This window comes from Bacillus cereus group sp. Bce041 (genome assembly GCF_052646455.1).
In genome coordinates, this window is record NZ_JBQXON010000009.1 from 1 (window position 1) to 24004 (window position 24004).

Genomic DNA, 24004 nt, shown 5'->3' on the forward strand with positions numbered 1-24004 from the left:
CAGCGTTCATCCTGAGCCAGGATCAAACTCTCCAATAAAGTTAGTTTGTCTAGCATCTAAAATAAAAATTGACGTTTCACGTTGTTTGTTTCGTTCAGTTTTCAAAGAACTTGTCCGCCGCTTCAGAAGCGACTTCATCATATTAACATCTTAATTTTTCGATGTCAACTAAGTTTTAAAATTTCTTTTTTGTCGTTTTCTGCGTTTCCGCATCAGCGACGTTTATTAATATACCATCACACTTTTTAAATAACAAGTGTTTTTTTTATAAAAATATAAAAAAATTATCTACCCTACTTTCTTCTATAGAAATAACTATTATCCTTACTACTGAAAATAGTTATTCTAATTGTATGCTAATACACTCCGTTCAACCAAATTGTATTTCACAATGCCTTCCCAAATTTTCATTCTCTTCTATATTAAAGCTTATAATCATTATCCTTCTATAAAATAACTATACAAATTAGCCTTAAGAAAAAATCCCGTCTACATTAAACAGCCACTCGCGCGCATTATCCCCTTCCTTCTCATTCAAAAATTTACCCCCTACAAATTAACAACATTCCAATCCTAATACAAACTTAAGGATATTGTTAGAATTTTTTTACATTTAATTAATGAAAAATATCCATTTTTTGTTATATAGTAAGAAAGGACGCACTCAACTATAAATAAACCAATGGAGGAATTATTTTATGGATAGGTTAACAAAGTTTTCATTAAAAAACCGAGCTGCCATTATCATCATGATTTTTCTCATTTCCATACTCGGTGTTTATTCCGGCTCTAAATTACCTATGGAATTTTTACCGAGTATCGACAATCCAGCAATTACCGTCACAACCTTATCTCAAGGACTCGACGCTGAAACGATGACAAAGGATGTAACTGATCCTCTCGAAAAACAATTTCGCAATTTAGAACACGTCGACACCATTACTTCTTCTACATACGAGGGATTATCACGTATCGACATTGCGTATACATCAAAAGCAAACATGAAAGATGCAGCACGCGAAGTCGAAAAAGCCGTCAATACAATTAAATTACCTAAAGATGTAACCAAGCCCGTAGTTAGTCAATTAAACACTTCTATGATTCCACTCGCCCAAATTACTATCCAGAAACAAAACGGTTTTTCAAAAGCAGATGAAAAACAAATTGAAAAAGAAATCGTACCACAACTCGAAAACATTGATGGTGTTGCCAACGTTATGTTTTTCGGAAAATCCACCTCTGAATTATCTATCGTACTTGATCCGAACCAATTAAAAAACAAAAACGTAACATCACAGCAGGTACTAACTGTTTTACAAGGAAAAGAAACTTCTACTCCAGCTGGGGCAATTACTGTTAATCAGGAAGAATACAACCTCCGCGTCATTGGGGACATAAAAAATGTAAATGACATTAAAAACATCACTGTGGCACCCCAAGTGAAATTGCAAGACATTGCTCAAATTGAAATCAAACAACACTACGATACAATCTCACATATAAACGGAGAAGAAGGCACAGGATTAATCATCATGAAAGAACCGAGTAAAAATGCAGTTGCCATTGGAAAAGAGATTGATAAAAAAGTTAAAGAGATAGATAAGGAATATAAAGATCAATTTTCCATTAAACTTTTGGCTTCAACCCATGAACAAGTTGAAAATGCTGTTACTAGCATGGGAAAAGAAGTAATACTTGGAGCAATCGCTGCAACTCTAATTATCTTAATCTTTTTACGTAACTTCCGAACAACACTCATCGCTGTTGTCAGTATTCCATTATCCATTTTATTAACACTCTTTTTACTACATCAATCTAACATTACGCTTAACATTTTAACCCTCGGTGGTTTAGCTGTTGCGGTTGGACGTCTCGTCGATGATAGTATCGTTGTCATCGAGAATATTTTCCGCCGTTTACAAAAAGATTCTTTCTCTAAAGATATCATTCTCGATGCAACGAAAGAAGTCGCAGTCGCAATTACTTCTTCTACTTTAACAACGGTCGCTGTTTTTTTACCTATCGGCCTCGTATCAGGAGCAATCGGAAAATTAATGTTACCTATGGTATTAGCAGTTGTATATTCTATATTATCATCCTTAATCGTTGCACTAACAGTTGTTCCACTTATGGCTTTTTTACTACTCAAAAAAACAAAGCATCGAAAGCCAAGTTCTTCATCACGATATGTCGCTACATTAAAGTGGGCTCTTTCTCATAAATTCATTATTCTACTTACTGCATTTTTATTATTTGTAGGATCAATTGCAGCTTATATATTACTACCGAAAGCAAACATAAAATCTGAAGACGACACAATGTTATCTATTAACATGACATTTCCAGCCGATTATAATGCTGAATCTCAAAAACAAAAAGCATTTGATTTTGAAAAGAAATTACTTTCTAATTCAGATATAACAGACGTTATTTTACGAATGGGATCTAGCGCAGAAGATGCACAATGGGGGCAAACAACTAAAAATAACCTCGCTAGTATATTCGTAGTCTTTAAAAAAGGTTCTGATATTGATCAATATATTAAAGAGTTAAAAAAGGAACATAAAACTTTTGAGCCTGCTGAACTTGATTATATAAAAACAAGTTATTCAAGCTCTGGCGGCGGCAATAACTTACAATTTAACGTAACAGCTACTAACGAAGCGGATTTAAAAGAGGCGGCTACTATCGTTGAAACAAAACTAAAAAGCATGGATGATCTTTCTAAAGTAAAAACAAATTTAGAAGATTCTAAGAAAGAATGGCAAATTCATATTGATCAAACAAAGGCTGAACAACTAGGTTTAACACCAGAAATAGCTGCGCAACAAGTAGCATTCCTTATGAAGAAATCACCTATTGGCGAAATTACAATTAATAATGAAAAAGCTACTATTATGATAGAACACAAAAAAGAAAACATTAATAAACAAGAAGATATTTTAAATACAAACATACTATCACCTATTAATGGACCAATACCTTTAAAAGACATCGCAACTATTTCAGAAAAACAAACACAAACAGAAATTTTCCATAAAGACGGAAAAGAAACAATCCAAATTACAGCCGAAGCTTCAAATGAAGATTTGAGTAAAGTAAACACAGCAGTAAATAAAGCGATGACTGACTTAGATTTACCTGGTGGTGCAAAAGTAAATATCGCAGGAGCTACTGAATCTATGCAAGAGAATTTTACAGATTTATTCAAAATTATGGGGATTGCAATCGGGATTGTATATTTAATTATGGTTATCACCTTCGGGCAAGCACGTGCTCCTTTTGCAATCCTATTCTCCTTACCATTAGCTGCTGTCGGTGGTATTTTAGGATTAATCATTTCACGAACACCTGTTGATGTAAATTCCTTGATCGGCGCATTAATGTTAATCGGGATTGTTGTTACAAACGCTATTGTATTAATAGAAAGAGTCCAACAAAATCGGGAACATGGAATGGAAACTAGAGAAGCCTTACTTGAAGCAGGTTCTACTAGACTACGCCCAATTATTATGACAGCTATTACAACAATCGTTGCTATGCTCCCACTCCTATTTGGCCAATCCCAAGCAGGAAGTATGGTATCAAAAAGTTTAGCCGTCGTTGTCATCGGCGGTTTGGCAGTCTCAACTGCTCTTACATTAGTAGTCGTTCCAGTTATGTATGAACTATTAGATAAAATCGGGAAAAAAAGACGCTCCCGTAGGAAAATAAGCACTTCTACAGAAACACCTGATATTTAAAAACAAAAGGCGTTATCTTCACAAATGAAGATAACGCCTTCTCTCTATTTAGTCATATAATCCATCATTTTTTCCACATATTGCTCTATAGGTTTACTAGAATCCACAATAAGGTATTCATTATTTGAAGGTCTTTTACTACCATTTAACCACTTTTTAAAACCTACTTCCGACTCCACCTTTTCAATTTGACTGATCATACGCTTACGTGTTTGCAGTCTCCTATTAATCTCTTCCATATCATTAAGATAACACTCAATATATTTATATTTCACACCATGTTTATTTGATAGTTCAATCCCTTTTTCAACCATTCCCTCATATAAACACGGACTATCCAATATAACACTATGCCCTTGTTCTAAATAAGAATCAATCAATACCCATTCGGCATCATACGCAAGCCCACCAACAATCGTTGATTCAATTCCTTTTACTTTTAACGATTTTAACAACGCGGATTTCAAAACATCATGATCTATAATTACAGCACCTGTTAATTTCGCTATATACTTAGAAACTGTCGATTTTCCTGACCCAGGAAAACCTGACATTTGCAGAAAAAACAAATTAAAACCCCTCTCTAAATTATATCTGTTCTTCTTTATAATTAATCAAAAATTCAACAATCATTACATCCATTCCTTCTATATTAAAATACAAAAGAACCCCCTACTTATAAATAGAGAGTTCTTCTTTATAATTTATGCCGCTTTTACCTTTTTCGTTGTTTTACTTTTTCTTTTCGTTCCTGTAAAGCGCTTGTGTAATATAGATGCTATCAAGCGTGAAATAACATTGAATAGTAATACCATAATAATTAATACAGCTGCAGATTTTGTCGCAATCAACTTCGCATCTGGAATAACTCCTTCAGAATTTAATTTCCAAATGTGAACCGCTAATGTTTCAGCTGGTCTAAACGGATTTAAAGGATGCGCAGGACTTGAGAAATCCGCTGCTGAATTTAAAATCGGGGATGTTAAACCCGCTGTGTAAATTAATGCTGCCGCTTCCCCAAATATACGACCCGCCGCTAAAATAATCCCTGTAATAATTTGTGGTAATGACGATGGGATAATAATACGAGCGATTGTTTGCCACTTCGTTGCACCTAATCCAAGACTTGCCTCTTTTACATTCTGAGGAACTTCTGAAATCGCATTTTCACAAACACGCGTTAAACCTGGTAAATTTAAAATAGTTAAAGCAAGAGCACCACCCATTACTGTGTATCCCCAACCTGTCATTGTAACGAACACTAACAAACCAAATAAACCAACAACAATAGAAGGTAAAGACGCCATCGTCTCTATACATAGACGAACAAAATTTAAAAAACGTCCTTGTTTTGCGTACTCTGCTAAATATATTCCAGCACCTAATCCAAGAGGAATAGATATAATAAGCGTTATAACAAGCATGTAGAATGAATTGAATAACTGCGGACCAATCCCACCACCAGCTCTTGTATTGCTTGGTTCTCCAAACAAGAAATTAGGATCCCAAAATCCCCATCCCTTTTGTAAAATCTCAAATACTAAGAACACTAGCAAAGCTACAACTAAAGCCGCAACCGCATAAAAGATACCTGTCCAAACTTTATTTACCGTTCTTGCATTCATTATTATCGCTCACCTCTTTGCCCAATCGCTCGAATCACTAAAATAAACAGGAATGAAATAACAAGTAAAATCATCGCTAAAGTCCATAGCGCATTGTTCCAAGCAGTTCCGTTCAATGTATTCGTCATGTCCATTGTTAAAATACCAGTTAACGTCGCTGTCGGACTATATATTCCTTCTGGTAATTTAATCGTATTCCCGATTACCATTTGAACCGCTAACGCTTCACCGAAAGCACGCGCTAAGCCTAAAACAACACCTGTTAAAATCCCTTTTTTCGCAGCAGGAACAATCACTCGGCTAATCGCTTGCCATTTCGTTGATCCTAGACCATAAGAAGCTTCTAAATAATCAAATGGAACAGAACGTATTGCATCAGAAGCGATACTAGCAATAGTAGGTAAAATCATAATACTTAATACAACAATACCTGCAATTAAACTAAAGCCTACTCCCCCAAACGAATCACGTAATAGCGGTACTAAAATCGTAACCCCTAATAATCCGTATACAACCGAAGGAATACCAACTAACAATTCTAGAACAGGCTTCAATACTTTATTTCCAAACTTTGGCGAAATTAAATTCATGAATATAGCAAGAGCTATAGCAATTGGTGCACTAATAATAACCGCACCTAACGAAACCACCGTTGAACCTACAATGAAAATTAAAGCCCCGAAGGATCCTTGATCAGCATTTGGATTCCATTTTGTCGATGTTAACATCTCAGTAAATGAGATACCACTTTGTGTAAAAGATTGAATACCTTTCCCACAAATAAACGCAATAATAGCTAATGTAATTAAAACTATAAAAATACCACAAAACGTAACAAGTGATCTTCCTATATATTCACTTTTCACGTAATTAATTTGTTTTTTCCCCTTCATCACAGGACAGACCCCACTTCACAGATTGAAATGAACAGGACTGGCCTTGCAGCCAGCCCCATAAAATTTTATTACTTATTTAATTTAGACATTGGAATGTAGCCCATATCTTCTACTTGCTTTTCAAAATCTTTACCTTTTACATAATCGATGTAAGCTTTCGTCGCTTCCTTCACTTCACCTTTTGTTACCATATATTCGTAAGACCAGAATGGATATTTACCAGACGCGATGTTTTCAACTTTCGGTTCAGCACCATCAATTTTCACTGTTTGTAGTGCGCCTTTTTTCTCGCCCACCATATAAGACATTGCTAAATAGCTCACCGAACCAGGAGTAGAGTTAATCGCTTGCTCTACTGCACCGTTAGAATCTTGTGTTGTACCAGTTCCATCATTAATTTTCGCGTCTTTCATAATCGTTTTTTCAAATGTAGCACGTGTACCAGATGAAGCTGGACGATTAATTACATTGATTTTTTCATCTTTTCCGCCAACTTCTTTCCAATTTGTTACTTTTCCAGTGAAGATATCTTGTACTTGTTGCATTGTTAAGTTATCAACTTTTACATCTTTATTTACGACAAGAGCGAATGCAATACCCGCTACCTTGTTATCTACTAATTCTTTCGCCTTTTCAGCATCTTTTATTTTATCTCCGGATGGAACATCTGAATTACCAATTTGTACTGCACCAGATGCTACTTGGTTAATCCCAGTTCCACTACCGCCACCTTGAACTTGAATAGAAACTTTTGAATTTTTCTCCATGAATTTCTTTCCAGCTTCCTCCGCAAGAGGTAGAAGAGCTGTAGAACCAGCCGCTGCAATCGTACCTGATAATTCTTGTTTTGTATTATCGCTTCCTTTAGCAGTGTCTTTACTAGTTGTATCTTCTGCTTTCCCACAACCAACTAATGCTCCTGCTACCACTAAAGCTGCTAAAGAAAATTTAATACCTTTTTTCATAACCATGTCTTGTACCCCCATTTGGATTATCACTTTTCGAATTCATTTTCTTTCGAACACAAATTCATTGTAGGACAACAATATTATGTGAGTGTTAAGCAATTTTTAATTTTAAGTAAATGGCGATAATAATCTTTAAAAGCTAGAAATCCCAACATTTATAGTTAAATAATCCAACAAAAACCACACTAACTACGCCGCAATGTAAATATATTCTTAACAATGTAAATTCAATGTAAATGTTTTTCTCTCTTTTTCCCTTTTCGTTAAAGTTACATTTACAATTCCGCTGTATTTTGTAATTTTTATACACCTAATTTATGCACATTAAAAATAATTTCAGTAATATTTTTTAGTACAACTAAATAAATTGGAACAATTCTAAAAATAAATGAATATTTTTAAAGTACTAATTGACAACATAATCCAATGTAGTCTACTATATTACTAACAAAAAGTTTACCTTAGGAAACTTTTTAAACTCAAACTAAAAATATAGAGATGAGGTAACTTTTATGGTATCGGCTAATATAAAACCACTTTCCGAATTTAAAATAGGAGAGTTTGTACAAATTGAGAAGATACAATTAGAAGGAACTATGAAACGACGTTTATTAGATTTGGGATTTATCCCAGGGGCGACGATTAAAGTATTGCAACGCAGTCCACTTGGAGATCCGGTCGCTTATCAAGTGAGCAACACAACTATTGCACTGCGCAAAGAAGAAAGCTCCCTTATTTTCGGGGTATTAATAGGAGATGATTTCAGATGAGCAAACATCGTATCGCTTTAGCTGGTAACCCGAATACAGGGAAAAGTACATTATTTAATACTTTAACAGGCTTAAAACAACATACTGGAAACTGGACGGGAAAAACTGTTTTAAAAGCTGAAGGAGAATATGAACATAACGGAAGTAATTATACATTAATAGATTTACCTGGAACTTACTCACTATACTCAAATTCCGCAGACGAAGAAGTAGCGAGGGATTATATTATATTTGAAAAACCAGAAGTAACTGTAGTTGTTATAGACGCAACTGCTATGGAAAGAAATTTAAATTTAGCACTCCAGGTGATGGAGATGACAAATAATGTAGTCATTTGCATTAACTTAATTGATGAAGCCGAGAAAAAAGGGATTGTTATCGATGAAAAGAAATTAGCAAAATCACTTGGTGTACCTGTCGTTAAAATTTCAGCACGTAACCGAGTAGGTATTGGTCATTTGCTAAATGTTATTGCAAAAGTAGCAAATAAAAAACTAATTCCAGCACCAATTAAAATTACTTACAGCGAAAAAATCGAAAATATGATTCAGGAATTAGAACCACAAATTTATAAAGTGTTCGGTGATACGTATCCAGCACGTTGGATTGCGTTACGTATATTAGATGGAGATAAAAATTTCTTAACTACACTTCAAAAACACCATAATGAACCACTTGTAAGGGAGGTCGTAATTAATGGAATCTCACTCAGCCAGTAAAGCTCTTCCATTAGACTATATTATTCAACATGCACAAACACTTTCAAAAGAAGATATACGAGATGATATAGTCGGAGATATTTACCGAACATCTGCAAGCATATGTAAAGAATCCGTCCAATATACAAATACTGATAAATTATATCGTTCCGAAAAACTAGATAAAATTTTCACATCTCCAATCTGGGGATTCCCAATTATGCTCGGTATTTTATCTATTATTTTTTATCTTACAATTGCAGGCGCTAACGTACCATCTGATATGATTGCCGAATTCTTCGGATGGGCCGAAGGATATTTAACATCTTGGTTCCAAGCTGCGCATGCACCTGAATGGTTACATGGCATTTTAATACTTGGTTTGTTCCGTGGTATCGGTGCTGTTATTAGCGTTATGTTACCACCTATGGCAATCTTTTTCCCTATGTTCGCGCTATTAGAAAACTACGGATACTTACCACGTGTCGCGTTTAATATGGACCGCTTATTCAAACGATCCGGCGCACACGGGAAACAATCTTTAACAATGGCAATGGGATTTGGTTGCAATGCAGCAGCCATTATGTCAACACGTATCATTGAATCACCACGTGAACGTATGCTAGCAATTTTAACGAATAACTTCGTTCCTTGTAACGGTCGCTGGCCTATGTTAATTTTAATGGCTTCACTATTTATGGCTGCTGGTTATACAGGCAGTATGCAAACATTGATTACTGCTGGCGTTGTAGTTGGAATGGTTGTAATTGGTGTTATTATGACATTAACTGTTTCTTGGGTACTATCAAAAACAGCCTTAAAAGGGGTTCCAACTCACTACACACTTGAGTTACCTCCGTACCGCAAGCCAAAAGTTTGGAATACAATTGTTCGCGCAACACTCGATAAATCAATCTACGTTTTAAAACGAGCTATAGTTGTTGCTGCCCCTGCAGCTGCATTAACTTGGTTACTTGCTAACATTTTTATCGGTGACACAAGCTTACTTATGTATTTTGTAAATTTCCTAGATCCATTCGCTAAAATGTTAGGACTTGACGGCTTTATTCTAGCTGCATTCATTCTTGGACTACCCGCTAATGAAATTGTAATCCCAATTTTATTAATGTCTTACTTATCAACTGGGGCCTTAACTGAAATAGATGATTTTAATCAAATTAAAAATCTATTCCTAGAAAATGGTTGGACTTGGTTAACAGCGTTAAACACAATGTTGTTCTCACTTCTTCATTTCCCGTGCGGAACAACACTAGTTAACATATACAAAGAAACAAAAAGTGCAAAATGGACATTCTTATCGTTTGCAATCCCTACCGTTATCGCCATTGTTGTTACATTCCTCTCTACACAATTGGTACATTGGTTAGGGCTTGTATAAAGCAAAGCATACATAGAAGGTATCCCCCTTCACATATGCTTTGCACGAAAGAAACCTGAAATTATTCAGGTTTCTTTTTTTGCACATCAGTATTCCACGGCTGTGCTCCATACGTTGTGAGTTTTTTATGAATAAAATATATAGTTCCTGGAAGAACTGCCATTAATATCGTGCAACTAATTCCTAATCCAGTAAACAACTTTCATCACCTTATTTCACTCTTTTCGGTAAAGCTGAACCTGAATGTTCAATTGTTGGATGAACATGAACAGTAATTTCAGCATTACTAAAGTAATTTTCGCCTTGATCCCAATTCTTACTTATTTTTGTCCATTCTTTATAATTATGTCGCTTATACACTTCCCCTAACTCTAATACATCTACCTTATATTTTTTTTGAACAAGCTTAATCGATTTTTGAATACGCTCCTCCATTTCTTCCGATATATCCTTCTCTAAACGCTTTTCATTCAAAACCTTTTTATGATCACTAAAGTGCAACTCAGCTATTGTACCTTCCAGAAATAAATGAATATTAAATTTCGGTTTTGTAGCATTCGTTGTGGATACTTTAATTTTTCGACGTAACTTATGAATTTCATATGTAATAAGTTGATTCTTTTTACGGATGGTAAAAAAACCTCCAATTTTTTTACCTATTATATAATTCATCCCTACTGTTTCTTCCCCACTCAAATTGCCTACACACTTATTATCCTTTCCACGAAACAATGCTGCACCGTTCATTTGTACTCCTTGTTTTGTTAGTTCCAGAATAGGTAATACAAAACTTCGGTTAGAGATCATCTTTTCCTGCACCTCACCAATTCTTGCAGCCTCAATCATTTGGGCATTTTTCGGAGGGTGTTCAGCTAACATATCAATATACTGCGCCGGTAAATTTTCAGGTTTGGCACTTTGTTTTAAAATAGCTTCGGCATTTTTATTAGAAACGAACAAACGAATATTTCTTCTCATCTCATGATCGCGAATATATACATCTAACGTATTTTGTAAAATGTATGGATGTGAAAGTAATTCTTCAGAGAAAATAATCACCTGTATATGAGGGAAAAATAATGTACGACTAATTTTTTTGGCGATTATTCTTATTTGTTCAAATACACTATCTGCTTTTGCACTAACATTAATATAATTTTCGCTATCCCCACCCCCTTGTCCACCCTGTTGAGACAATTTACTGGGGAGTACCATCTGATAGGTCCCTTTCATAATTGGATTCGCTTTCTTCTCCTTCACAATATCGTAAGCCGCTCCTACTACAAATCCTCTTTCTTCTATCTCTTCTAACTCAGAACACCCACTCATAAATCCAGTTAAAGCCATAACCATTATAATTTTAAGAAGGTGTTTCATTTCCACCATTCCTTCTTTTTATTTTATATACAATCAAAACGAGCAAAGGAGCTAACAAAACAAACCCCATATCTATCCAAGCTAAATAAGTCCCATAACTTGATAAAGTATTCAAACTACTAGGTATCATATTCACCATAAAAATAATAGGGGCACTTACGAAAATAAAAATTTGTTTCTTCACTTTCGGAAACATAGCACAAAACAATAAAGATGCGACGTCATAATACATTGCTGTAGTGTTATAAATAGTAATAATCCAAGTCGTAAAAAAAATCGCATCAAACCTTTCTAAAAATCCTCCACCAATTTCAATTTCTTTCCCTAATTCAATTGTTGGATATGTCAATCCACGTGTTGTCATATAAGTAAAAACACTAATACAAGTTACATAAATTAAAATGTATGACAGCACGTTTACCATCACCGCTTTCGCGACTGCCATTGGCGCTTTTTTCGCTGTCTTATCATTCAGCAAAACCGCATAAAATAACGCTACTTCAAATCCAATAAACGTAAAAATAGAATTTTTAACTCCAACAGCATATTGACTTACTTTCGTTTGAAAAGCTGGTAGTAAATTATTTATTTCCATTAAATTTATATTCAATAAAGAAAGAAGTACTATCGCAATTAAAACAATAGGTAAGAATAAAACATTTAACCTTAATAAGGCTGCTCTTGATCCTGCTATTCCATAAATAACAACTAATAAGAAGAAGAAAGACAGTAGTTGTATTGGTGTATCACTAAATAAATACGTTTGAGAAATAACTGAAATCATTCGCGATTCATATGCTGTCAAAGCAGCAAAAGTTAATACTAAAATACTACTAATTGTGTATGCAACAGGCTTCGTCAAATGCGCACTCGTATATTGAACAAAATTTTGTTTTGGAAATAAGATAGCCACTCTCGTCACAAACCAACCTAAAACTGCGCAGATCAATCCACCCAAAAGCAAGATAATCCAACCGTCCGAAAATAAAGTTTGGTTAGCAATATCTCTTGGCATAGACAATGCCCCTATACCAATAATGGTCGATGATACCGCAAACCCAATTTCACGAGATCCAATCTCTTCATCGCCATACTCAAATGGTTTCACTTATTTTCGCTCCTTTGGACGTATTGTAGAATCTTTTGTTTGTAAGTACTCTGGTCTATCTTTCAACATCGATTTTGGCATGCGAATAAATTCTTCTTTCCAATCTTTATAAAATGCAGGAGCAATTGGAGTTGTATACGGTATACCAACACTTGTTAAATTTGTAATATGAATAGCAAGTGCGATCAGAGCTAGAATGATCCCATACAGCCCAAAAGCCGTTGCAGCTAATACAAAGACGAAAAGTAAAATTCGGAACGTAATCGTAATACTATATACAGGAAGCGAAAACGTAGCAATCGCAGTAACTGCAATAATAATAACTAAAAACGGATTTACAATCCCTGCATTTACCGCAGCTTCTCCAATTACAAGACCTCCTACAATCCCTATCGTTTGTCCCATCGGTTTCGGCAATCGGATTCCAGCTTCTCGTATTAATTCCATAGTCAAGGCCATCATTAACGTTTCAATATATGCAGGAAACGGAACACCTTCCCTCGCACCTGCAATTGAATAAGCCAGTTTAGAAGGAATAAGTCCTTGATGATAAGATACAAGTGCTACATACATAGCTGGTAACAAAACCGCAATTATGCCTGAACCCATACGTAAAAATCTTAATAACGTTCCAATCACCCAGCGCTCGTAATGATCTTCTACAGATTGAAAAATATCAACAAACACAAGTGGTGCAATAAGAGCAAACGGGGATCCGTCTACTAAAATGGCCGCCTTCCCTTTCGCTAATGAGGCTATAATATTATCAGGCCTCTCTGTATTCAAAAACTGTGGAAATGGGGATAAATTATTATCCTGAATTAATTGTTCAATCGTACCTGTTTCCAAAACGACATCTGTCACTATTGATTGAAGACGGCGATCTAACTCTTTTACAATGTGAGGATTAATAATATCTTCTATATATACTAGGGTTACTTCTTTCTGCGATCGCTTCCCCATAATATAAGATTGGAACCTCAACTTTGGATCGCGTAAACTGCGTCGGATTAACATTTTATTCACATTAATATCTTCATTTAATCCAACTCTCGGTCCGCGTATTAAATCTTCTGTCACTGGTGGTTCTAAACTTCGCTTCTCCCAGGCCCTACTATTAATAACGATAGCGGTTTGAATATTATCAATTAATATAACTGTATCTCCCGCTAATATCGCATTCATAATATCTGGAAACTTCGTTTTTACACCCACTTCTGCGATAGAAATAAAACGATCCAATAACGTTTGAACAACAGCTTCCTCATTTATAATTTCTTCGTATTGCAGTGTGCGAATGACATATTTATAAACATTATCCTTATCTGTCAATCCACATAAAAACACAACCGCACAACGTGTAAAACTCCCAGCAAGAGCAACTTCTCTAATTGTTAAATCATTAGGTGAACCTAACTCATCCCTAATTTCTTTCATAACTTCAAATAAGTTACCTTCAAGCTCTAACAATTTCCCCACCTAGCTTCCTTTTCAACAAGTTTTTAGTTAGATTCCGCTAATAGAAGGAAATATATACAAAAAAAGAGCTATCTCTTTTCAAAGATAGCTCTAATAAAGTAAAACTTTAATCAACCCTCACCAATCGGGCTTTTACGGACAGTTTAATCCCCACCTAACTTCTTTGCTTCCGCTGAATTTTGAGGTGGGGGTCTTACTGCCCGTTAATGCAGGATAAACGAATTACTTTTCTACTATTATAGTGTTTTTCTTTATAAATACACCTTTTGTAAATCCACTAACTACAAACATCACAATTATATTAATTAACAATGCGACTATACCTACATTCAAATCTTTTATATACTGCGGGAAACTCGGAAACATCGTGGCTATAGTTGAACCAGATAAGGTAATATATGCGACCACTAATAGCCCAACTCCCATTCCTGCAATCGCCCCTTGCTTCGTAATAATTTGACGTGGAAACAAGCTACATACAAGTGCAGGGAAAAGTTGTGTAACGATACTGTATCCCATTAATAGAAGTGCTCCTATTGTTTCTCCTCCTTTAAATGTAAATAAAACTGCCACGAGCGTTACTACAGGCACAAATAATTTTGCCATCTTAGCAACTTGTCTATCTGAAGCAGACGGGACTATCGTTCGGTAAATATTTTTTGCTAACAGTGTAGAAGCCGCCATAACAAGCATAGACCCTGGAACTAATGCCGTTAATACTCCCGCACTACCAATAATTCCAATAAACCAAGGATCAAAAGTTTGTAAAGCAAGACGGAATAACGAAAGATCTACATCCGCTCCCTTTAACCCAGGAACTTGCAATATAGCAGCAAATCCTGCAAAAAATACGAAAAGTAAAACTAAAGAATACAATGGCATAATTGCTGCATTTTTACGAAATACTTTTTCATTTTTTGCAGAAAAAGCAGAAGCAAATGTATGAGGCCACATATAAAAACCGAGGGCCGTTAATATAATAGTAGAAACAAACCAAGAAATACTCATTCCTTCTTCAGGTAAAGATAAAAATCCCGGTTTCGCTGCCTCTACAGCCTCAAACATCGGCTGAAATCCTCCATAATAATGATACGGCAAATATATACCTAAAAACATAACGATAAACAGTATCATAATATCCTTCAAAGCAGCCGTCCAAGCCGAACCATGTATACCTGAAACCATTACATATATAGTTATAACAATAGCACCGATCCATACTGCAACAACAGGTGACACCCTTCCGTAAGAAGCTTCTGAAACGATAATTCCCAGTCCTTTTAACTGTAAAACAAGATATGGGATGATGGAAACAACACCAACAATCGAAACAATAAGTCCAAGCGCTTTACTTCTATATTTCTTCGCAAAAAAATCTGACTGTGAAACAAGGTTATGCTCTTTCGCATACTTCCAAATGGGTGGCAATAAAAAATACGATAAAAGATAAGCTAAAGCACCATATCCCAAAATATAAAAGGTAGGTGCTCCTTTACTATACGCCCAGCCGCTTCCCCCTAAAAATGTAAACGTCGTATAAATTTCACCTGCCATAAGGAGAAAAACAAAAATAGTGCCAAATCCTCTTCCTCCAACTGACCATTGTTCTAAATTCATATCTTTTCCATGTTGTGCCCGAATCCCTAAAAATAGTGCGAGAAACAAAAATAAAATAATGATAAGTAATGCAGTCATTTTACATCCTCCTTATTAGCAGGATCAAACACGTACACAAGCCCCATACAAAAAGATGTAATAAACACTGATAATAATACCCAAAATAATAAAAATGGCATCCCTAATACGTAAGGAGTAACTGAATTCGCAAATATTGGCCCAACTACTAAACAAAGAACTGGGATAAGCGCTAGAATGTGTATTTTCTTCATCTCATTCTCCTTTACTTATAAAGTTCATAATGGCTGATACAAAGACTTCCACTCCAATCGGTAATGCATCTTCGTCAATCGTAAAACGAGGGTGATGGTGAGGATATATAATACCTTTCTCTTTATTTCCCGCTCCGATAAAAAAGAATGTCCCCGGTGCCTTTTGTAAAAACGCTGAAAAATCTTCTCCAGCCATCGTCGGCTGTAAACGAACAACTCTATCCCTTCCATAAAGTTGTAATGCCGTTTGTTCAATAAGCTCTGTAGCTTCATAATCATTTACAACTGGTCGATATCCATATTCATATGAAAATGTATATTTCGCTCCGTAAGATTCCGTAATATGCTTCACAATCCGCTCAATCTTCTTCTCTGTTTCACCTCGTAATTCATGTCTTAAACTTCTTACTGTCCCTTCAATCTCAGCTTGCTCTGGTATTACATTATGAGTTGTCCCAGCATGAAATTGCGTAACAGATATTACGAGAGAATCTAATGGATTCGTGAGGCGAGATACAATTTGCTGAAGTTGCGAAACGACTTGTGTTCCGATTGCAATACTATCCACCGTTTCATGAGGGATTCCAGCATGTCCACCTTTTCCCTCTATCTTAATTTTAAAAACATCCGGTGCAGCCATTGCAGGACCATAAATAACACCTATTTTCCCAACCTCTAACGACGCCCAAAGGTGAGCACCAATAATATAATCCACACCTTCCATTACACCTGCAGCAACCATCTCCTCTGCACCACCAGGAAAATTCTCTTCAGCATGTTGGAATAGAAAACGAATCTCCCCTTTAATCTTCTCTCTTTCTTCTACCAACTTATGTACAACCCCAAGTAATATCGCTATATGTCCATCATGACCACATGCATGCATTACACCTTTATATGTAGAAATAAAATCAAACTCATTTTCTTCATGAATAGGAAGAGCATCCATATCGGCTCGAATCGCAACTGTTTTGCCCGGATGTTTACCTACTAGCTTTGCCATCACACTATATTTAGTCGGCCGTGACACTTCTAAATATGGGAATTTCCGAAGTATATCGAACACAAACTGCGATGTTTTCTCTTCTTGAAAAGATAACTCTGGATACTTATGAAAATGCCTTCTCCACTCAACTAACTGATTTTTTGACAAAACAAGTTCCTTTGCAACATCCATTTCTCTTCTCCCCTTCTTCACCAAGTTAAATGTTATTATAACGTGAATCGTTAACTTTTAAAAGAATCTTCTGAATTTTCAGTGTTAACAAACCAAAAAGAAAAAGCCATCCCAAAGATGACTTTTTCATTATTATAAAATAGTAATTGCTTGTTTCCCCATTTGCTCCCAAGCTTTCTCAAATTCTGTTCGCGGAACAGCCAAACGTGGATTATTTTTAAGAGGATCATTTACATATACAAAGTTTTGATCATATCCAATTACTACTGCACTATGCTCATAATATGTAATTTTCACTTCGCCTGAACTCGTATTCCATGTTTCAAAACTACTTTCAGCTAGCGGCTTAAACGTCGTATTAATAATGACCCATACCGGAGAGCCAGAACTAATTACTTTATATATATCTTGCATGTCTCTACCTGTTAAATTAATTACTTTTTCAGGAACATATTTTTCTGCTAAATCAAAGATTGGTTTATTGTATACACCATATCCAGGCTCTGCCTTTGTATAAATATTTCCCACAAATCCCTCGTAAGGATTTCCACGCAAACCATTTTGTTCAAATGGAACACGATGAATTTCACTAGCAAGTTGCATCTTATCTACTTGTACACCTTTATATTGCAGCAACATAGCTAAACTTGTCACTTCACACCCTCTGGGCAATTCTGGTAATTGTTTAATAAACGGAACATCTTCAATCATAGCTGCTTCTTTCATTTCAGATAGAAACTCTAAGCGTAGAACTTGCGCCTTTTGCATGATTTTATCTTTTCCTATAAAAAATGCAGCAGCAAGTATAATCCCAAAAACAAAAAGATATTTTAACTTTTTCATTATAAACAAAACTCCATTAATTATTATTTTACAGATACACCTCTTATCATTGTACCCTTCTTCTTACTAGTTTGCTAGAAAGATCATGTGAATTATCGCTCATAGAATTAATTATAAAAATTCTAATTATTTTTAATAAAAAGAAAAATAAATATACATTTACAGAATATTTTGCTAAAATCAAAATTGTTAACATAGTGAAGATATCACCATGTTAACAAACATTCTTAGAGTATTTAGTCATAGTTCGTTTTTTTACATACTCCATTCATTTCATAGCAAATAAACCGAGTGTGTGTTGCATCCCCCACTAATGATTAAAAACTCAGAATAAAACGAAGTTCACACATTCAAGAAAATACGGGGTGAGGGGCATATGAATCAACAAATTGAACAAACAGATTTAAAACGAACAATGAAAAGTAGACACCTATTTATGATTGCACTCGGCGGTGTTATCGGAACCGGGTTATTTATGGGATCTGGTCAAATTGTCCATAATGCCGGACCTGGTGGTGCTATTCTCGCATTTTTAGTCGGTGGATTTGTTATGTATTTAACGATGTTATGTCTTGGTGAATTATCCGTCGCTATGCCAGAAGCAGGTTCATTCCAAAGTTATGCAAGCAAATTCATTTCACCTGGTTTTGGATTTGTTGTCGGTTGGATGTATTGGTTAAATTGGGCTGTTACAGTTGGCGTAGAGTTAACAACTGTAAGTATTTTAATGAAACGCTGGTTTCCAGACGTTTCTTCCTGGATTTGGTGCGTTACATTTGCAGCAGCACTCTTCCTCGTAAACGCTTTATCAGCAAAAGCATATGCAGAAGCAGAGTTTTGGTTCGCAAGTGTAAAAGTCGCAACAATTGTTATTTTCATCGTACTTGGCGGCGCTGTTATGTTCGGTCTACTAGACTTTAATGGAAAGCCAGCTCCAATGCTTCATAATTTCACTGAAAATGGCGGGCTATTTCCAAATGGTGCATTAGCTGTTCTTCTTACGATGATTACAGTAAATTACTCCTTCCAAGGAACAGAATTAATCGGAATCGCTTCAGGCGAAAGTGAAAATCCTGAAAAAACAATTCCAAAAGCAATTAAAAACACAATTTGGCGAACTCTCTTCTTCTTCGTCTTAGCGATATCAGTTGTTGTAGGTTTACTCCCATGGCAAGAGGCTAATCTAGTCGAAAGTCCCTTTGTACTTGTATTTGATGTAGCCGGTGTCCCATATGCAGCAGACATTATGAACTTTGTTATTATTACAGCTGTATTATCCGTTGCTAACTCTGGTCTCTACGCAAATTCTCGTATGCTGTGGGCGATGGCAAAACAAGGAATGGCAAGTCCAGCATTTACGAAATTAACTAAAAAAGGTGTACCGCTAAATGCATTAATTTTCAGCCTAATTTTCGCTAGCCTGTCCTTACTAACAAGTGTATTTGCGGCAGATACTGTCTTTCTAGTTTTAACATCTATTGCAGCAATGGCTGCCGTTGTCGTTTGGATGTCAATCGCCGCTTCACAGTTTTTCTTCCGTAGAAATTTCGTGAAAAACGGTGGCAACATAAATGATTTAAAATATCGTACACCGCTCTATCCACTAGTTCCAATCGTAGCGTTTTCGCTGAATTTCATTACATTTGTTAGTTTGGCTTTCATTCCAGATCAAAGAATTGCTCTTTATTGTGGCATTCCATTTATGATTATTTGTTACATTTTATATCAAGTTAAATATAAAAAAATTGTCACACTTGAACAGCCACGAACTGTCATACAAGAAATAAACTAAATATACAAAATATTCAGCTATCTTTCTTATGATAAGATAGCTTTTTTCTATTTCTTGGATATCCTGGTATAACTTTATTTATCTTAAAATTTTCACAATCACGTTTTTCTCTGGAAAATAGTTTACAATGTAATCAAGTTACAAATGATATTCACCTTAAAAAGTGTGCATTTGTGTCTATTTTTTAACAATATATCAAAAACTATTGCCTTCTATAAATTAATAGGTTTATATTGTTTTATTGGCATAGTTTCAATCCAAGGAGAAAGGAGATTTTCAATCGTGCAACTAAAGAAAGCGTTTTGGAAGTTGGCTTCGCTTCTTCCGTTATCATTACTTCTGTTCCTCGGTGGCTGTGATAAAAAACTCGCAGTATTAAATCCGCAAGGACCTGTTGCAAAAGCACAGTATGATTTAATTGTTTGGTCATTCTTGCTTATGTCATTAATTATCGCAATTGTATTCATTCTGTTTACAGTCATCTTGATTCGTTATCGTGAAAAACCAGAGAATATGGACTATGAGCCACCTGAACAACACGGTAACACATTACTAGAAATTATTTGGACGCTTGTTCCTGTTATTATCGTTATCGCATTATCGATTCCAACAGTAAAAGCAACTTATGCTTCGGAAGAGGTTCCGAAAGAGTCCAAACATATTAAACCAGTTGAAATTTATGTTACATCTGCAAACTGGAAATGGTTATTCAGTTACCCAGAGGAAAAAATTGAAACCGTTAACTATTTAAACATCCCAGCTGGTGTACCAATTCAATTCAAACTGACTTCTGTCGGCCCAATGAATGCTTTCTGGGTACCAGAACTTGGTGGTATGAAGTACACAATGGATGGCATGATTATGGATCTTTATTTACAAGCTGATAAGCCAGGTTCTTACCTAGGCCGTAGTGCGAACTTCTCTGGTGAAGGATTCACACACATGGAGTTCGAAGTTGAAGCAAAAACTAAAGAGAAATATGACAAGTGGGTTAAAGAAGTACAAGAAACTGCTCCTAAACTAACAGAAGCTAAGTACAACGAAATTGTTAAACCTGGTGTAGTTGGTCGTATGACATTCTCTAGTCACCACTTAAGTTATGTAGATCCAAAATCACTTGAATATTGTGATTACAACTACTACAAAAACAAAAAATAATAGCTATTATTCCAACAGATTGGAGTGAACACAGTGAAGCTTGATGAATTCTTTGTCACAGGTGACCCGATTATTTACGGTGCAGACGCTTCTATCGTTCTTGTGACATTAGCAATCATTTTCGTACTAACAAAGTATAAAAAATGGAAATGGCTTTGGGACGAATGGTTAACAACTGTTGACCATAAAAAAATCGGAGCTATGTATATTATTTCTGCGGTTATCATGTTATTCCGTGGTGGTATGGATGGTTTAATGATCCGTGCACAGTTAACATTCCCAGAAACAACTTATTTAAACGCTGAACACTATAACGGGATCTTTACAACACATGGTACAGTAATGATTCTTTTCATGGCAATGCCATTCGTTATGGGATTAATGAACCTTGTAGTACCATTACAAATTGGTGCTCGTGATGTTGCATATCCGTTCTTAAATGCTTTAAGTTTCTGGTTATTCTTTGTCGGAGCAATGTTATTCAACATCGCTTTCGTAATCGGTGGTTCTCCAGACGCCGGGTGGACTTCTTACTTCCCAATGGCAGGTACAGAGTTTACTTCGGGCGTAGGAAATAACTACTACGCAATTGCATTACAGATTTCAGGTCTCGGTACGCTAATGACCGGTATTAACTTCCTTGTTACTATCTTAAAAATGCGTACACCTGGTATGACTTTAATGAGAATGCCAATGTTTACTTGGTCAATCTTAATTACAACAATTATCATTATTTTCGCTTTCCCAGTATTAACAGTTGCTCTTGCATTAATGACATTTGACCGTCTATTCGATGCTCACTTCTTTACGATGGCGAGCGGCGGTATGCCAATGTTATGGGCCAACCTGTTCTGGGTATGGGGTCACCCTGAAGTATATATCGTTATTTTACCGGCATTCGGTATTTTCTCTGAAATCATTAGTACATTCTCACGTAAACGTCTATTCGGTTACAGTGCAATGGTATACTCAATGGTTGCAATTTCTTTACTAAGTTTCGTCGTATGGCTTCACCACTTCTTCACGATGGGTGCAGGTCCAGCGGTTAACTCATTCTTCTCGATTTCGACAATGGCGATTTCGATTCCAACCGGGGTTAAGATCTTTAACTGGTTGTTTACACTGTATAAAGGACGTATTCGTTTTACAGTTCCAATGCTTTGGTCATTGGCATTTATTCCAAACTTCGTAGTCGGTGGGGTTACAGGGGTTATGCTTGGAATGGCAGCAGCTGATTATCAATACCATAACAGCTACTTCCTAATCGCTCACTTCCACTACGTATTAATCGCAGGTACAGTATTCGCTATGCTTGCTGGATTCACATTCTGGTATCCAAAAATGACTGGTCATATGTTAAATGAACGCCTAGGTAAATGGACATTCTGGATCTTTATGAGCGGATTCAACATCTGTTTCTTCCCAATGTACTTCTTAGGTTTAGACGGTATGACTCGTCGTATGTACACTTACTCTGAAAGTCTTGGATGGGGATGGCTAAACCAAATCGCATCTGTTGGTGCGGTAATGATGGGTATCGGCTTCCTACTTCTTTGCTACAACGTAATTTGGAGTGCACGTCACGGTGAACGTGACACAACTGGAGATCCATGGGATGGTCGTACACTTGAATGGGCAACTCACTCTCCTGTACAACATTACAACTTCGCGAAGCTTCCTGAAATTAAAGAAGCTGATGCTTTCTGGTACATGAAAAAACGCGGAGAAACAGTTACACCAGCAGCAGAAGATATTAAACCAATTCACATGCCAAGTAACTCTGGTGTGCCTATTATTGCGTCTGGATTCTTCGGTCTTGCAGGTTTCGCATTAGTATTTAGCTGGTTCTGGCTTGCAGCAATCGGTGGTATTGGTATTTTAGCTTGCTTAATCTATCGTTCATTCGATTATGATGAAGGCTACTATATCAGTGTTGATGAAATTAAAAAAACAGAACATATAGCATGAGAGGTGAAATGACATGGCGGCTTTAGATAAAAGCTTACCTTTGGAATATCAATCCGAACAAAGCAGATTGAATATCCTAGGATTCTGGATTTTTCTTGGGGCTGAAATTATGCTGTTCGCAACACTTTTCGCCTCTTATCTAGTCCTTGCTGGTCGTACGGCAGATGGCCCAACACCAGCGCAATTGTTTGAACTTAAAACGCTTTTAATTCAAACATTACTACTTTTAACAAGTAGTTTTACATGCGGTATCGTAATTCATGAAATGCGTAAGCATAACCAAAAAGCGATGCTTGGATGGTTCGTCCTTACATTACTTTTAGGTGCAGGTTTCCTATTCTTCGAGATCGAAGAGTTCATTATGTACATTGGTGAAGGCGCAACAATTCAAACAAGTGCTTTCTTATCTGGATTCTTCGTTCTTCTTGGAACGCATGGAGCCCACGTAACAGGCGGTATCATTTGGGCAATTTGTGTTATTATCCAAATTTTAAAACGAGGTTTAACACCAGTTACAGCTCGTAAAGTATTCATTATCAGCTTATACTGGCATTTCCTTGATCTTGTCTGGGTCTTTATTTACACACTAGTTTACTTGAACGGGATGGTGGCGTAAATGGCTCAAAACAACAATCAAGCAAACGGACATGCGCATAGCGGATTCCCTTGGTCACACGTTTTCGGATTTATTTTATCGCTTGCATTAACGTTTCTAGCGTTATACGTGGCACTTTACACAACATTGCCACTTTCAACAGTCTTAACAACTATTATCATAATGGCTGTTGCGCAAGCATTGTTACAATTAATTATGTTCATGCATTTAAAAGAAGGAGAAGGAAGAGTTCAAATTCTTACAATGATATACAGTTTCTTCGTTGCAACTGCAACAGTTGGTTTAACTGTATGGATCTTCTTCTCAATGTAATGTACATGAAAAAGACTGCTGAGATTCCTCAGCAGTCTTTTTTTATCCCCTCTATTACATCCACATTACGGAATTAACAGCATAATCATGAAAAATATACTTATTATGACAAATGTTAAGAAAAGTCTTTCTTTATGAAATCGAATCCATATGCGTTGCTTTTCTACCTATTATATGGCTAAATAG

General features: G+C 36.0%; 21 protein-coding genes. 9 read left to right on the forward strand and 12 right to left on the reverse strand.

The window, feature by feature from the left end:
- The first annotated feature begins 698 nt into the window (after positions 1-698).
- Positions 699-3743: an efflux RND transporter permease subunit gene (locus ACUN13_RS22805; RefSeq protein ID WP_088345294.1), complete on the forward strand. Its 3045-nt coding sequence runs from the start codon at positions 699-701 to the stop codon at positions 3741-3743.
- Positions 3744-3787: 44 nt separating this feature from the next.
- Here ACUN13_RS22805 and ACUN13_RS22810 read toward each other — a convergent pair whose 3' ends face one another.
- The 4 genes from ACUN13_RS22810 to ACUN13_RS22825 all read right to left on the reverse strand — a co-directional run bounded on the left by ACUN13_RS22810 (position 3788) and on the right by ACUN13_RS22825 (position 7235).
- On the reverse strand, positions 3788-4312 hold the full coding sequence (locus ACUN13_RS22810) for an AAA family ATPase (protein WP_000465755.1): 525 nt from the start codon (positions 4310-4312) through the stop codon (positions 3788-3790).
- A 135-nt stretch (positions 4313-4447) separates the two neighbouring features.
- Positions 4448-5368, reverse strand: coding sequence for a phosphate ABC transporter permease PstA (pstA, locus tag ACUN13_RS22815; protein ID WP_000994141.1), 921 nt, complete (start codon positions 5366-5368; stop codon positions 4448-4450).
- A gap of 2 nt (positions 5369-5370) precedes the next feature.
- The gene (gene pstC / locus ACUN13_RS22820; RefSeq protein ID WP_000676676.1) at positions 5371-6261 is read right to left on the reverse strand and encodes a phosphate ABC transporter permease subunit PstC; all 891 of its coding nucleotides are present in this window, start codon (positions 6259-6261) and stop codon (positions 5371-5373) included.
- Between the two features lie 71 nt (positions 6262-6332).
- Complete coding sequence (locus ACUN13_RS22825; protein ID WP_142292937.1) at positions 6333-7235, reverse strand: phosphate ABC transporter substrate-binding protein PstS family protein; 903 nt, start codon at positions 7233-7235, stop codon at positions 6333-6335.
- Positions 7236-7744: 509 nt separating this feature from the next.
- On the opposite strand from ACUN13_RS22825, the gene ACUN13_RS22830 reads away from it, so the two are divergent.
- The 3 genes from ACUN13_RS22830 to ACUN13_RS22840 are packed head-to-tail and all read left to right on the forward strand — an operon-like array spanning position 7745 to position 10099.
- Positions 7745-8002, forward strand: a complete 258-nt coding sequence (locus tag ACUN13_RS22830; RefSeq protein WP_000252982.1) for a FeoA family protein — start codon at positions 7745-7747, stop codon at positions 8000-8002.
- Entirely contained in the window at positions 7999-8721 is a 723-nt protein-coding gene (locus ACUN13_RS22835; protein WP_065223112.1) for a FeoB small GTPase domain-containing protein, read from the forward strand. The genes ACUN13_RS22830 and ACUN13_RS22835 overlap by 4 nt, the downstream gene beginning before the upstream one ends.
- Positions 8699-10099, forward strand: coding sequence for a nucleoside recognition domain-containing protein (locus tag ACUN13_RS22840; protein WP_049107273.1), 1401 nt, complete (start codon positions 8699-8701; stop codon positions 10097-10099). The genes ACUN13_RS22835 and ACUN13_RS22840 overlap by 23 nt, the downstream gene beginning before the upstream one ends.
- Positions 10100-10160: 61 nt before the next feature.
- On the opposite strand, the gene ACUN13_RS22845 is transcribed toward ACUN13_RS22840, so the two are convergent.
- The 8 genes from ACUN13_RS22845 to ACUN13_RS22880 form a co-directional block, all read right to left on the reverse strand.
- A complete protein-coding gene (locus ACUN13_RS22845) occupies positions 10161-10298 on the reverse strand; it encodes a hypothetical protein (protein ID WP_000493997.1) in 138 nt (45 codons plus the stop codon).
- 11 nt (positions 10299-10309) lie between these two features.
- Positions 10310-11476 carry a spore germination protein GerLC gene (gene gerLC, locus ACUN13_RS22850; RefSeq protein ID WP_049107274.1) on the reverse strand — a complete coding sequence of 389 codons (1167 nt, stop codon included), beginning with the start codon at positions 11474-11476 and terminating at the stop codon, positions 10310-10312.
- Complete coding sequence (gene gerLB, locus ACUN13_RS22855; protein ID WP_000802009.1) at positions 11460-12584, reverse strand: spore germination protein GerLB; 1125 nt, start codon at positions 12582-12584, stop codon at positions 11460-11462. Before gerLB ends, gerLC begins: the two co-directional genes overlap by 17 nt.
- Positions 12585-14063, reverse strand: coding sequence for a spore germination protein GerLA (gene gerLA, locus ACUN13_RS22860; RefSeq protein WP_002023287.1), 1479 nt, complete (start codon positions 14061-14063; stop codon positions 12585-12587).
- Positions 14064-14285: 222 nt separating this feature from the next.
- Complete coding sequence (locus tag ACUN13_RS22865) at positions 14286-15758, reverse strand: sodium:solute symporter family protein (RefSeq protein ID WP_000125937.1); 1473 nt, start codon at positions 15756-15758, stop codon at positions 14286-14288.
- A complete protein-coding gene (locus ACUN13_RS22870; protein ID WP_000719833.1) occupies positions 15755-15952 on the reverse strand; it encodes a DUF3311 domain-containing protein in 198 nt (65 codons plus the stop codon). Before ACUN13_RS22870 ends, ACUN13_RS22865 begins: the two co-directional genes overlap by 4 nt.
- 1 nt (position 15953) lies before the next feature.
- Positions 15954-17129 carry an amidohydrolase gene (locus tag ACUN13_RS22875; RefSeq protein ID WP_000382128.1) on the reverse strand — a complete coding sequence of 392 codons (1176 nt, stop codon included), beginning with the start codon at positions 17127-17129 and terminating at the stop codon, positions 15954-15956.
- Positions 17130-17261: 132 nt separating this feature from the next.
- Positions 17262-17972 carry a C39 family peptidase gene (locus tag ACUN13_RS22880; RefSeq protein ID WP_000734490.1) on the reverse strand — a complete coding sequence of 237 codons (711 nt, stop codon included), beginning with the start codon at positions 17970-17972 and terminating at the stop codon, positions 17262-17264.
- 376 nt (positions 17973-18348) lie between these two features.
- Here ACUN13_RS22880 and ACUN13_RS22885 point away from each other — a divergent pair, with 376 nt between their 5' ends.
- The 5 genes from ACUN13_RS22885 to qoxD all read left to right on the forward strand — a co-directional run bounded on the left by ACUN13_RS22885 (position 18349) and on the right by qoxD (position 23818).
- Entirely contained in the window at positions 18349-19764 is a 1416-nt protein-coding gene (locus ACUN13_RS22885) for an amino acid permease (RefSeq protein WP_001075757.1), read from the forward strand.
- Positions 19765-20046: 282 nt separating this feature from the next.
- Positions 20047-20922: a cytochrome aa3 quinol oxidase subunit II gene (locus tag ACUN13_RS22890; protein ID WP_001176165.1), complete on the forward strand. Its 876-nt coding sequence runs from the start codon at positions 20047-20049 to the stop codon at positions 20920-20922.
- A 33-nt stretch (positions 20923-20955) separates the two neighbouring features.
- The gene (gene qoxB, locus ACUN13_RS22895) at positions 20956-22890 is read left to right on the forward strand and encodes a cytochrome aa3 quinol oxidase subunit I (protein ID WP_000762366.1); all 1935 of its coding nucleotides are present in this window, start codon (positions 20956-20958) and stop codon (positions 22888-22890) included.
- A gap of 13 nt (positions 22891-22903) precedes the next feature.
- Positions 22904-23506: a cytochrome aa3 quinol oxidase subunit III gene (qoxC, locus tag ACUN13_RS22900; protein WP_000729317.1), complete on the forward strand. Its 603-nt coding sequence runs from the start codon at positions 22904-22906 to the stop codon at positions 23504-23506.
- Entirely contained in the window at positions 23507-23818 is a 312-nt protein-coding gene (gene qoxD / locus ACUN13_RS22905) for a cytochrome aa3 quinol oxidase subunit IV (protein ID WP_000068425.1), read from the forward strand.
- The last annotated feature ends 186 nt before the right edge of the window (positions 23819-24004 follow it).

Excerpts from the sequence above, each read along its gene's own strand:
- pstC (WP_000676676.1), bottom strand. The coding sequence starts at position 6,261 with ATGAAGGGGAAAAAACAAATTAATTACGTGAAAAGTGAATATATAGGA.
- ACUN13_RS22835 (WP_065223112.1), top strand. The coding sequence starts at position 7,999 with ATGAGCAAACATCGTATCGCTTTAGCTGGTAACCCGAATACAGGGAAA.
- ACUN13_RS22870 (WP_000719833.1), bottom strand. The coding sequence starts at position 15,952 with ATGAAGAAAATACACATTCTAGCGCTTATCCCAGTTCTTTGTTTAGTA.
- ACUN13_RS22840 (WP_049107273.1), top strand. The coding sequence starts at position 8,699 with ATGGAATCTCACTCAGCCAGTAAAGCTCTTCCATTAGACTATATTATT.
- gerLC (WP_049107274.1), bottom strand. The coding sequence starts at position 11,476 with ATGAAACACCTTCTTAAAATTATAATGGTTATGGCTTTAACTGGATTT.
- pstA (WP_000994141.1), bottom strand. The coding sequence starts at position 5,368 with ATGAATGCAAGAACGGTAAATAAAGTTTGGACAGGTATCTTTTATGCG.
- qoxD (WP_000068425.1), top strand. The coding sequence starts at position 23,507 with ATGGCTCAAAACAACAATCAAGCAAACGGACATGCGCATAGCGGATTC.
- ACUN13_RS22880 (WP_000734490.1), bottom strand. The coding sequence starts at position 17,972 with ATGAAAAAGTTAAAATATCTTTTTGTTTTTGGGATTATACTTGCTGCT.
- ACUN13_RS22875 (WP_000382128.1), bottom strand. The coding sequence starts at position 17,129 with ATGGATGTTGCAAAGGAACTTGTTTTGTCAAAAAATCAGTTAGTTGAG.
- ACUN13_RS22865 (WP_000125937.1), bottom strand. The coding sequence starts at position 15,758 with ATGACTGCATTACTTATCATTATTTTATTTTTGTTTCTCGCACTATTT.
- ACUN13_RS22825 (WP_142292937.1), bottom strand. The coding sequence starts at position 7,235 with ATGGTTATGAAAAAAGGTATTAAATTTTCTTTAGCAGCTTTAGTGGTA.
- qoxC (WP_000729317.1), top strand. The coding sequence starts at position 22,904 with ATGGCGGCTTTAGATAAAAGCTTACCTTTGGAATATCAATCCGAACAA.
- ACUN13_RS22885 (WP_001075757.1), top strand. The coding sequence starts at position 18,349 with ATGAATCAACAAATTGAACAAACAGATTTAAAACGAACAATGAAAAGT.
- ACUN13_RS22805 (WP_088345294.1), top strand. The coding sequence starts at position 699 with ATGGATAGGTTAACAAAGTTTTCATTAAAAAACCGAGCTGCCATTATC.
- ACUN13_RS22830 (WP_000252982.1), top strand. The coding sequence starts at position 7,745 with ATGGTATCGGCTAATATAAAACCACTTTCCGAATTTAAAATAGGAGAG.